The 10,133-nt window shown below is 63.7% G+C and carries 11 protein-coding genes and 1 pseudogene; 4 read left to right on the top strand and 8 right to left on the bottom strand.

The genetic code is table 11. The features are described 5' to 3' along the window. Positions 1 to 185, bottom strand: a 185-nt coding sequence (locus AC4DF4_RS16355) for a hypothetical protein (RefSeq protein ID WP_490049179.1), incomplete at its 3' end; no start/stop codon positions are given. On the opposite strand from AC4DF4_RS16355, the gene AC4DF4_RS16350 reads away from it, so the two are divergent. After that, positions 184 to 1,095 (top strand): nucleotidyltransferase family protein, encoded by a 912-nt coding sequence (locus AC4DF4_RS16350; protein ID WP_490049178.1) that lies wholly within the window; start codon positions 184 to 186, stop codon positions 1,093 to 1,095. The genes AC4DF4_RS16355 and AC4DF4_RS16350 overlap by 2 nt on opposite strands. Beyond that, positions 1,092 to 2,201 carry a phosphotransferase enzyme family protein gene (locus AC4DF4_RS16345; RefSeq protein WP_490049177.1) on the top strand — a complete coding sequence of 370 codons (1,110 nt, stop codon included), beginning with the start codon at positions 1,092 to 1,094 and terminating at the stop codon, positions 2,199 to 2,201. The genes AC4DF4_RS16350 and AC4DF4_RS16345 overlap by 4 nt, the downstream gene beginning before the upstream one ends. Here the strand turns inward: AC4DF4_RS16345 and AC4DF4_RS16340 are convergent. From AC4DF4_RS16340 to AC4DF4_RS16310, 7 genes are read right to left on the bottom strand one after another with little or no spacing between them, the layout of a single operon-like run. Further along, positions 2,184 to 3,983, bottom strand: coding sequence for a cbb3-type cytochrome c oxidase subunit II (locus AC4DF4_RS16340; RefSeq protein WP_490049176.1), 1,800 nt, complete (start codon positions 3,981 to 3,983; stop codon positions 2,184 to 2,186). The genes AC4DF4_RS16345 and AC4DF4_RS16340 overlap by 18 nt on opposite strands. Next, entirely contained in the window at positions 3,980 to 4,378 is a 399-nt protein-coding gene (locus tag AC4DF4_RS16335) for a hypothetical protein (RefSeq protein ID WP_490049175.1), read from the bottom strand. Before AC4DF4_RS16335 ends, AC4DF4_RS16340 begins: the two co-directional genes overlap by 4 nt. Continuing rightward, positions 4,375 to 5,613 (bottom strand): hypothetical protein, encoded by a 1,239-nt coding sequence (locus AC4DF4_RS16330; RefSeq protein ID WP_490049174.1) that lies wholly within the window; start codon positions 5,611 to 5,613, stop codon positions 4,375 to 4,377. The genes AC4DF4_RS16335 and AC4DF4_RS16330 overlap by 4 nt, the downstream gene beginning before the upstream one ends. Then, positions 5,613 to 6,284: an ABC transporter ATP-binding protein gene (locus tag AC4DF4_RS16325; RefSeq protein WP_490049173.1), complete on the bottom strand. Its 672-nt coding sequence runs from the start codon at positions 6,282 to 6,284 to the stop codon at positions 5,613 to 5,615. Before AC4DF4_RS16325 ends, AC4DF4_RS16330 begins: the two co-directional genes overlap by 1 nt. Positions 6,285 to 6,298: 14 nt before the next feature. Continuing rightward, a complete protein-coding gene (locus tag AC4DF4_RS16320; RefSeq protein WP_490049172.1) occupies positions 6,299 to 7,411 on the bottom strand; it encodes an ABC transporter permease in 1,113 nt (370 codons plus the stop codon). Positions 7,412 to 7,429: 18 nt separating this feature from the next. After that, complete coding sequence (locus AC4DF4_RS16315) at positions 7,430 to 8,368, bottom strand: polyprenyl synthetase family protein (RefSeq protein WP_490049171.1); 939 nt, start codon at positions 8,366 to 8,368, stop codon at positions 7,430 to 7,432. A 23-nt stretch (positions 8,369 to 8,391) separates the two neighbouring features. Beyond that, positions 8,392 to 8,940 (bottom strand): YceI family protein, encoded by a 549-nt coding sequence (locus tag AC4DF4_RS16310; protein ID WP_490049170.1) that lies wholly within the window; start codon positions 8,938 to 8,940, stop codon positions 8,392 to 8,394. Between the two features lie 115 nt (positions 8,941 to 9,055). Here AC4DF4_RS16310 and AC4DF4_RS16305 point away from each other — a divergent pair, with 115 nt between their 5' ends. Then, on the top strand, positions 9,056 to 9,562 hold the full coding sequence (locus AC4DF4_RS16305; protein ID WP_490049169.1) for a DUF2231 domain-containing protein: 507 nt from the start codon (positions 9,056 to 9,058) through the stop codon (positions 9,560 to 9,562). A 40-nt stretch (positions 9,563 to 9,602) separates the two neighbouring features. Beyond that, positions 9,603 to 10,133 (top strand): annotated as a pseudogene (locus AC4DF4_RS16300) (hypothetical protein); the annotation flags it as partial.

Genomic DNA, 10,133 nt, shown 5'->3' with positions numbered 1-10,133 from the left:
ACGACATGCGCCGCTTCAACAACCGCCACGCCTTCGCCACCATCACCCCGCCGATGACCCGTGCAAAAATCCGCCGTGCCCAACTTCCCGCCTCCAATATCGGGGGTTGCAAGCACCGCGTCCAATTGGCATTGGAAGGGCCGCACCGCGGACATTTCAAGCCGCCGCCCTTTTTGCAAAACCATGAAACCGACACTCCTTGTTCTCGCAGCCGGAATGGGCAGCCGATACGGCGGCCTCAAACAAATGGACCCGATGGGCCCGAATGGGGAAACCGTGCTCGACTACTCGGTCTATGATGCGATCCGCGCCGGCTTCGGGCGCGTGGTCTTCATCATCCGCGAGGATTTCGCCGAGGCCTTCCGCCAGGGCGTGGGTGCCCGTTTCGCCGACCGCATTCAGGTCAATTACGCGTTCCAGAAAATCGACGACCTGCCGGAAGGATTCAGCGTGCCTGAGGGCCGCGCTAAACCCTGGGGCACCGCCCACGCCGTCCGCGCCGCCCGCGATCTGGTGAAGGAGCCTTTCGCCGTCATCAACGCCGACGATTTCTACGGCAGCGACGCCTACGAGCGCGCCGCCGCCTTCCTGACCGCCCCACACGGCGAGCAGGAAAAAGCGCATTACGCCATGATCGGCTACCCGCTCATCAACACCCTCTCCGACCACGGCGACGTGAACCGCGGCATCTGCGCCCTCACCGCCGACAAGCTCCTCACCAGCGTCGAGGAATACGTGAAAATCCAACGCGACGCCGACGGCGTGGTCCGCGGCAACGCCCTCGACGGCAGCCGCAAACCGGTCTCCGAAGAGTCGCCGGTTTCCATGAACTTCTGGGCTTTCACTCCGTGTTTCTACGATCACCTCGAACAGGATTTCACCCGTTTCCTCACCGAGTTCGGCCAGGCGGAGAAATCCGAGTATTACATTCCCACCGTCGTCGACGCGCTGATCCGAGCCGGCAAGGCGGACTGCGCGGTGCTCGACACGACCAGCCGCTGGTTCGGCGTCACCTATCCGGATGACAAGCAACACGTCGTCGCCTCGATCGGCAAGCTGATCGAGACCGGAGAATATCCAGCGGCCCTCTCATGACACACGATCTCCGCGCGATCTCCCTGCTGTTCCAAATGCGCGCCGACTTTGTCGAAGCGCAGGTTTACGGCTCCGGGCACATCAATGACACCTACTGCGCCGTCTATGACCAGGCCGGTTGCCGCGTCCGCTACATCCACCAGCGGATCAACCACCACGTGTTCAAAAACCCCGTCCAAGTAATGGAAAATGTCGCCCGCGTCACCCGCCACGCGCTCGACACCCTGCTCGCCGAGGGAAATCCAGAGGCCCACCGCCGCACGCTCACCTGCATCCCCGCGCACGACGGCAAGCCCTACGCCATCGATGCCGAGGGCAGCCTCTGGCGGACCTATCCGTTCATCGAAGGCGCCCGCGGCTATGATGAAATCGAATGCAACGAGCAGGCCTACCAGGCCGCCAGGGCATTCGGAGCCTTCCAGAATCTAACCGCCAACCTGTCAGGAGTGCGGCTTCACGAAACCATTCCGGATTTCCATCACACCCCGAAGCGCCTGCAAGCCCTCGAAGCCGCGGTCAAAAACAACCTCGCCGGACGCGCGGCCGACGTCCAGGCCGAGATCGATTTCGCCCGCGCCCGCGCCGCGGATTGTCCGCGTATCACCGACCTCATCGCCTCCGGTGCCATCCCCGAGCGCGTCACCCACAACGACACCAAGCTCAACAACGTCCTGCTCGACGAAACCACGGCGGAAGGCATCTGCGTGATCGACCTCGACACCACCATGCCCGGCTCCGCGCTCTATGACTTTGGCGACATGGTCCGCACCGCGGCCCCCACGACGCGGGAAGACGACCCCGATGTCTCACACATCGGAGTCAACCTCGACCGCTTCGACGCGCTAGTGCGCGGTTATCTATCGACCGCGACGTTCCTGAACGAGGGGGAACTCGCCAACCTCGCGTTTTCCGGGAAGCTGATCACATTGGAATGCGGCATCCGATTCCTAACCGACCACCTCGACGGCGACACCTATTTCAAGATCAAGCGCCCCGGCCACAACCTCGACCGCTGCCGCAACCAGTTCGCCTTCGTCCGCGCGCTCGAGGCAAACATGGAAGCGATGGAGGAAATCGTCGCCAGCGCCTCACTGGTTCCCGCGTAGTCTCAGGACGAAATCCTTCAGCGCCAGCACCTGCCGGTCTTCGAGCACCTCGTGGCCCGGCATGTCGGTGCCCGGCAGGCCGAACTTGATCGCACGCGCGATTTTCAAATCCAGGCCTTCACCCACAGGCGTCCAGACGAATGGACCGTCCTTGAGGTTCACGGGCTTCCTCACGAGATCCAATGAAAGCGAACCATTCCCAAGTCCGTTCGCCCCGTGGCAGGCGGCGCAGTGCCGGGCGAAAAGCGCTTTCCCGTCAGCATCCGCAGCGGTAACTGCGGGCTTCCACTTCGACGCCCGTTCCAGCAATTTCCCGATGTTGCTCTCGGAAGATTCCTTCAGGTAACGGACGAGATCGTCGCCTTTGCCGCTCTCAAAAAGATGCGCATACGACGGCATCGGCGTGCCTGGAGCAAGCGCCTGCGGATGCATGAAATGAAGCTTCAGCCAGGCCGACGAGCGACGCGCGCCGGCGTTGGATAGATCCGGTCCCTGGCGGCGGTTGCCGATTAGGACGGGCTCGCCTTTCAACACCTCCTCCACCCTGCGCGCGGGTCCCCAGATTTGCTCGTCCGGAGAACCGGGGCGGACGTATTGGGAATGGCAATGGATGCAGCCCTCCGACAGATAAACCTGCCGCCCGCGCGCCACCGCGTCACCGGCTGCTTGATTCGCGTTCTTCGGAAATGCGGTCGCCACCAGAACCACCGCGCCCACGGCGACGGCCGACCGCCAGCGCTTCAAGTCGGACAGGACCATCACCGCGATCACCACGCCACCCGCGGCGGCGACAAACTCGGGCGGAACCCGCTGCAACGTCTGCGCCATGCCGATGCCATTCGCCGAGCCGAACCAGCCGGCGACCGCGAATAACCACGCCGCCCGCCAACCGGCCTGCCGCGAATCAGCCGCCCCGGAAAACCAACCGGGCCACGCCACCAGCGCCGCCGAATAGAGCGAGACACCCGCCGGATAGAGCCAGCCCGCGAAATCGCGCGTGGATTCCGCGTTCACCGCCAGCGCCGCCGCCGCCAGGATCGCCCAGGCGAACGCCGGCAGCACCCGCGCGCCGCCACGCGCCAGCCAGATTCCCGCCGCCACGGCGACGGATAGATGGACCGCCGCATTCCGCCACAGCAGACCTTCACCCCAGGTGGCGGATTTCAAATCCCCGGAATGCTGGATGATGAAGAACGCCGCCGAGTCCAGCCAGACAAGCGCGGTGAACAATACCAGCGCGCCCCACATCGGGAAAATCCTCCCCACCTCATCCGCCCGCCGCTCCGTAACGGACGGCACTGCTAACAATCCAACGATCGCAAAGCCCGCGCCCACCCACGCCTGGCCTGTTGGAGACTGCGTGAAAACCGCGGGCAGATTGCAGCACGCGTAACCCAGACCCGTGCCGACTCCGACCCAAGCCACGCCGCACCAGGCGGGCAGCATCGCCGCGAGGCACACCGTAGCCACGCCCAGCGCGCATCCGGCCGCCACCGCCACGCCAAGCGCGCCCGGCATCGCCTTGCAAAACGGCGCGAGCGCCGCGCCCAGCGCCGCCACTCCCAAAGCGATTCGAAGTATCGACGGACTTGCGCCGCGCCATGCGGCTAAAAACCCGCTCGCCATCCCGGCCACCGCCATCGCGCCGAGCGCCGCCTTTTCCTCCATCAGGCTTGCCCCGCCCGCCCGCAGCAACTCGACGAACGAGAACTGCGCGAAAATCAAAAAATAGCCATACACCGCCGCCACCACGACGGCCGCGCGAAGCTCGACCACTTTCATTTGGGAACTTTTTTCCACCAGCCCGCACGCAGGATCACGATTTGCAGGACACCCACGATTCCGTCGGAAGCGCCCACCAACGCCCAGGTTTTATCCATCGTCCCGTCAAGAATCCGGATTACCAGAAACAATGCGACCAGAATCCTCACCAGCGCCGTGAAAGTCCAGACCGTCTCGCCACGGGTGCGCCCGCCTAACGCCATTGCGTAACTCAAGCCCACCGCCATGACGAAGACACCGATCCAACTCAGGAACACCAGCGCGTCCGGCGATGGCGGCTCGATTTTCAACATTCGCAGAACCAGCGCCGGAACCAATATCAGCAACAGCCCGGTCATCGCATCCATCGATCCCACCGCGGCACTCCACGACCTGAGAAATTTCACCTTGTTCATCTTGTTTTCCATTGGGTTAGCCAGACGCAGGAAACCGACAGCATCGCCACGCCGCATGCGCCGCGCACCACCAGCCCCAACTCGCGCCAGGCGGGGTTTATCAACATCCATGACGGCCCGGCGCCTTCACGCCAGCCCATCGCTGCCAAAGTCACAATCATCGCCACCACCGCCAGATGCCAGACGCCCACCGTGATCGAGCCGCCCAGCCGCTTGTCGGTTAGAATCACTGTCAGCAGCGCGCAGAACGAGGTGGTGAAGCCTGCCATCGCGAGATGGGAATGAGCGACGAGCCCCTGCGTGAACTTGATCCGATCCAAGATCCACGGGAAATACATCAGATAACCGGTCAGCACGAGCAGCGCCCACCAGCCGAAAATCGCCGTCCGCCATGCACGCGAGCCGGCAGGCCATTCAAAGCCGCTCCAGTCGCGCGCCAGCAGCCAGGCCCACGGCGGCATCAGCAGCAGCGAGAGATTCTGCCACCAGTCGAAATGCGTGCCGCCGACCGCTTCCGCGACGCCAAAGAACACCCAGCAGAATCCAAAATACGCCCAGGTCCCCCATCCCGCCTTGCCTTTTCCAATGCCCGCCACGGCGCGCGGCAGCAACAGCATCAGCCCGACGACGATCAACGAAGACCCGAGCAAACTCGATCCCGTCGGCCCGCCCGTGGTGTGATCCACCGGCGGATAGGTTTTCGGAGAAGCTGTCAAAATGATGGCCGTCGGAACCATCGCCAACCCGATGATTCCGCCAAGCGAAACCCGCCACCGCAGCTTGCTCCAACCGCCCGCGCGCTGTTTCCACGCCACCGCCAGCACGCTCCAAAGCAGCACCAGCGCGACGACGAACGCCCACAACGCGCCGTCCTTCCAATCGAGAAAAATCTTGCCGCCAGTCTCGCCGTTCAGCCAGTGCAGCGCGCCCATCGCCAGCGCCGCGGTCCACGCCCAGACAGCTGGCGCGGCCCAACGCGCGGCCTTGCTGCGGCTCACCTCATACATGGACAGCAGCCAAGCAACGAGCGGCAGCGACGTCCAGCCGTAAAGCTGCACGTTCAAATGCACCGGCACCCAGCGGCCGTAGGTCCAGCCCGCCAACTGCCACTCCGGTTTGAGCAGAAGCAGTGACAAATAGAGTCCCACCGCGGTTCCCAGCACCAGCCAGCCCAGGGCGTGCCCCACCGCGGTGGCGACACCCTCGTCTTCCGGTGCGGACGGGCTTGCTGGCATCAGTTGGAAAATCCTTCGATCCTGCCGTCGCGCATCTTCACCGTGCGGTCGCAGCGGCTGGCGAGTTCCGGATCATGGGTGGCGAAAACCAGCGTCCGCCCGCGCGCGCGCACCAGTTCGATCAACAGATCGAACACCCGCTCGCGGTTCTTCTCGTCGAGCGCGCCGGTCGGCTCATCGCAGAGCAGCAGCTCGGGATCGTTCATCAGCGAGCGGACCAGCGCGCCGCGCTGGCGTTCCCCGCCGGACAACTCGCGCACCCGCTGGCCGAGCCGCCGCTCGACGCCGGTCGCCACCGCCAGCTCGTGCAAGCGGGCCAGGCTGTCCGCGCGGTTTCCGCCCGCCGCGATCACCGGCACCATGCAGTTCTCCGCGAGAGTTAGATCAGGCATCAGGTGGTGGAACTGGAACACGTAGCCGATGTGATGCCGCAGCAAATCGACGCGGGTGGATTCCTTGACCACGTCGTATCCGGAAACCCGCACGTTTCCCCGGTCCACCTCCTCCAGCCCGGAAATCACGTTGAGCAGCGTGGACTTGCCGCAGCCGGAAGTCCCGCACAGCGCGACGATCTCGCCCTTCGGCACCTTCAACGCCACGCCCTTGAGCACCTCGATGCGGCCGCGATCAAAGCTCTTCCAAACGTCTTCCACCAATACCTGAGTGTTCATGGTTTCTCCTTTTGTTATTCAAATCTGAGCGCCTGCGCCGGCTTCAAGCGCGCGGCATACCACGCCGGATACATCGCCCCGGCCAGCGCGGTGAGAGCGGCGAGCGCCATCGCTCCCGCGACTTCCTGCCAGCCGATGTTCGGCTCGATGTAGCCCTGCAAATCCGGCACCGCCTTGAGCAGCCGCAGCCCGCCCGCGCTCAAGCCCCAGCCCGCGACCGTGCCGATGGCCGAGACCAGCAGAGACTCGCCGAAGATCATCATCGCAACCTGGCGGCGGGAAAATCCGCAGACCCGCGCGATGGCGATTTCCTTAATCCGGCTGAAAACCGATAGAATCATCGTGTTCGTCACGCTCAGCCCGCCGAGCAGGAACGCGCAGCCGCCCACGACCCAGGCGGTCGTCTTCATGATCTTGAACTGCGAATAACTCCGGCTGAACTCCTCGTTCTCCAGCGCGGTGAGCTTCGGGTGATGCCCCACCATCCACGCCTTCACTTCAGCGGACTCGTGGCCGGGGGCCAACGCGACCGTCACCACCGAGCAGACGCCCTCCTTGTGGAACGCCTTCTGGCAGGCGAACAGCGGCATGAAGACGCCGCCGTTCTCAAAGCCGTTTTCCAGCCGCACGACGCCCGCCACTGGATAGACCTCCTGGCCGAGTTCGATGGTGCCGCCGACTTTTCCATGCAGGAAATCCGCCGCGCGCTCGCCGAGCACCACGCCCTCGCCGTCGTCACGGAATGCGGCGGCGCTTCCTTGCAGCCACTCGCCTTTCCGCAAGCGACCGTCCGTCGCGCGGATGCCGAAGCAAGTCACCACCGGCCGGTCCGGCGCGGCGATGATTGAGAAAAGCACCGGTTGCGCCTCCTTCACGAAAGGCTGCCTCTCAAGCTCGGCGACTAGCTCCACCGGCACGTTGCTGAAGAAAAGGTCCGACACGTTTTTCTCGAACACCACCATCTCCGAATCACTCCGCAGGATGCGTTCGAACATCTTGACCGCCCCGCCTAGCAGACCCACCACGCTCAGCATCGTCGCCACCCCGAGCGCGATTCCGGTCGCGCCGATGGCGGTGCGCACCCGGTGCCGCCGGAGGTTGGTGAAGATCATGCGCCAAAGACTCATGCCGGTTCTTGTTAAAATTCAGATTGCCGCCGAGAGCATGGATGAATCCGCATCCGCTTGGGAAACCGGCATCGGCACCTTGAGCATTTCCAACATGATCCACCGCTCCGGCGGCCCCGGCAGCGCGGCTTGCACCCGGTCACCGATGTCACTCAACCGGCGGAAGCGGCGGAGCGCGGCGGAAAGCCCTTCCGCAACGACGAGATTCGGACGACCCAGCGCTTCATCGCGTCCGACGGTTTTACCGGAATCCTCCTCCAGGGAAATCACGTCCTTCAAGTCGTCCGCAGCCTGATAGGCGAGGCCGCGCAACAAGGCGAGGCGGTCGAGAATCTGGATTTCCCGAGGCGTCCCGCGCCCGACGATGGCGGGCAGGACCAGGCAAAGACGGAGCAAGTCGCCGGTTTTTCGGGCCGCGACTTCGGAGACGTCCGCCGCGCTTTGTTCACCGCGCCAGCCACTCAGATCGTAAGCCTGCCCGCCGATCACGCCGCCAATGCCGAGGCGGCCATCCACCCACTCGCCCGCCGCGGCGCACCGCTGCGGATTGGCGCGGCGGATGCCCTGCCAGATCATCGCGTAGGCGCGGTTGATCAGGGCGAGCGCGGCCAAGATCGCGACGGCCTCGCCGTGGATCACATGGACGCAGGCGGCTCCGCGACGCATCCGGGCGTCGTCCATCGCCGGCAGATCGTCGAAAACGAGGGACGCCGTGTGGAGATACTCGATGCCGCAGCCGATGGCCCGCGCCGCTTCCTCGGCCACGCCCATTTCAATTCCTATCAGGTAAGCGGCCACTGCCCGCACCAGCGAGCCGGGTCGCGCCAGGATGTCCTGCAGCGCGGCGGCCAGCCGGGGTTCCGCCCGGTCAAGACGGCCCATGCCGTTGCTAAAACTTCCTGCCATCAGCGTGCGCGCGCATCCGGCACGCCTGCGCCACCATGAGTCCGGTGTCATCAATTAATCCTTGGGTTTGAAATTCACCGGGTTTTCCCCACGACGTGGAAACGAATCACCAGCTTCGGGTCCACCGTCATCACGGCCATCGCGCGGATGATCGGCAGCTTGAAATCCTGATAGTCCATCGAGACCTTGCCGTCGAGCCTCACCCATTCGCCTTCGGTTTTCACGGTGTAGGGAAATGAAACGGACTTGGAGAAGCCGTTGATCGTGAGAGTCCCCATGGCCATGCCGCCTTCCGGCTTCTCGTCCCAGGATTTCACGAACTTGAACGAGCCCTGCGGCTTTCCGCCGCCGAGCCACTTGACCATCTCCTTGTCACGCTTCTCGTCGCCGGTTTTCAGATCGTTGAAGTCCCACGCGAGGTCGAGCGCGCTTGGCTTGTGGCTGGCCGCGTCGCCCTCCGCCTTGATGGTGTATTTGCCCAGATCCCCGGCGAACGTGTGCCCGGTTGCCTTGGCATCGACCTGGATTCTGCTGCGCTCCTTGTCCACTTCCAGCGTGGCGGCATGGGCGAGGGTGATGGCACAGAATGCGCCGCACAGGGTGATGATTATTCCGTTTTTCATGTCGAGATGGCCGAGTATCGCAGTCAAAGCGCCCCAATCAACCACACGCATGATAAGAAATTTCTTATCATAAAGCGCTTCGCATATCCTGCTTTTCTGCCAGAACATTCAGGACATGAGCTTGCCCGATCCGCTTCATCCCGCGATCGTCCATTTCCCGATCGCCCTTATTCTATTGGGGTCGTTACTGGCGGTCCTTTCATTCTTCCGGCCCGCCGGGACGCTGCCCCGCTTCACGGCGCTCATCCTCTGCCTTGCGGCGCTCGGCGCGGTGGCAGCCACATGGACCGGCGACAATGACGAGGACCGGGCGGAGGAGGCAGGGCCCGCGGCCGAACAGATTCTCGAAGAGCACGAGGAATGGGCCGAGCGCTCCCGCAATGCAGCCATCATCGCCGCGCTGGCGGCAGGCGTCGCGGCCATCTTGCAAAAGCGCGCCCCGCAGGTTTCGCGCGGGGCCGCGGCACTCACCGCGCTGGTCGCCCTTGGCGCTTCATGGTGCGTGATACAAGCCGGCCACTACGGCGGACAATTGGTTTACCAACACGGGGTGGGTGTCCGCCAGGCAGGCGGTGGTGAAACCACGATTGAAAAGAAACCGCACCATCCGGACAACGACTGATCCTTTCCGCACCAACACACTAACAATAAATAATCTCATCATGAAAATCCCATCCACCATTCCTCACCGGCTCCGTCTGGCATGGCAGCTCGGCGCATGCGTCATCCCGCTCCTCGCCGGCTCCGCCCGCGCGAGCATCGCCTACGGCAGCATTAACAACTTCGACACCGTCAATGACACCAACAGCGAGTGCCACGGTTTCGAGATCGAACTCGAAGACTGCCGCAGCACCGACATCAGCTACACCTACGACTACAACCACTACGGCACGCCGAAAATCACCCAGGACGACTCGGTGGCCGGGCATCCCAAGTGCGTCATCCGCTGGGAGAGCAAGAAGAACACGGATGGCACTTGGGCATCCTACACCGCTATTCCCAGCGGTCCGATCGCGCCGACCAACGGCCACATGTTCACCAATCCGGCGGTCAACTTTGGCGGCGAACACTTCGGCGTGGGCTACAACGTCGCCGTCGGCGCCATCCGCTACAACTGGCTCGTCGATCAGGGCGGCGCGCTGGTGCGTGGCGGAGCGGTGCAGGTCTCGACGCCCACGTTCACGTATTTTCCG

It is taken from the genome of Luteolibacter sp. (genome assembly GCF_058122085.1).
Note: the sequence above shows the minus strand (reverse complement) of the source record. Positions and strands in the feature narration are given on the sequence as shown.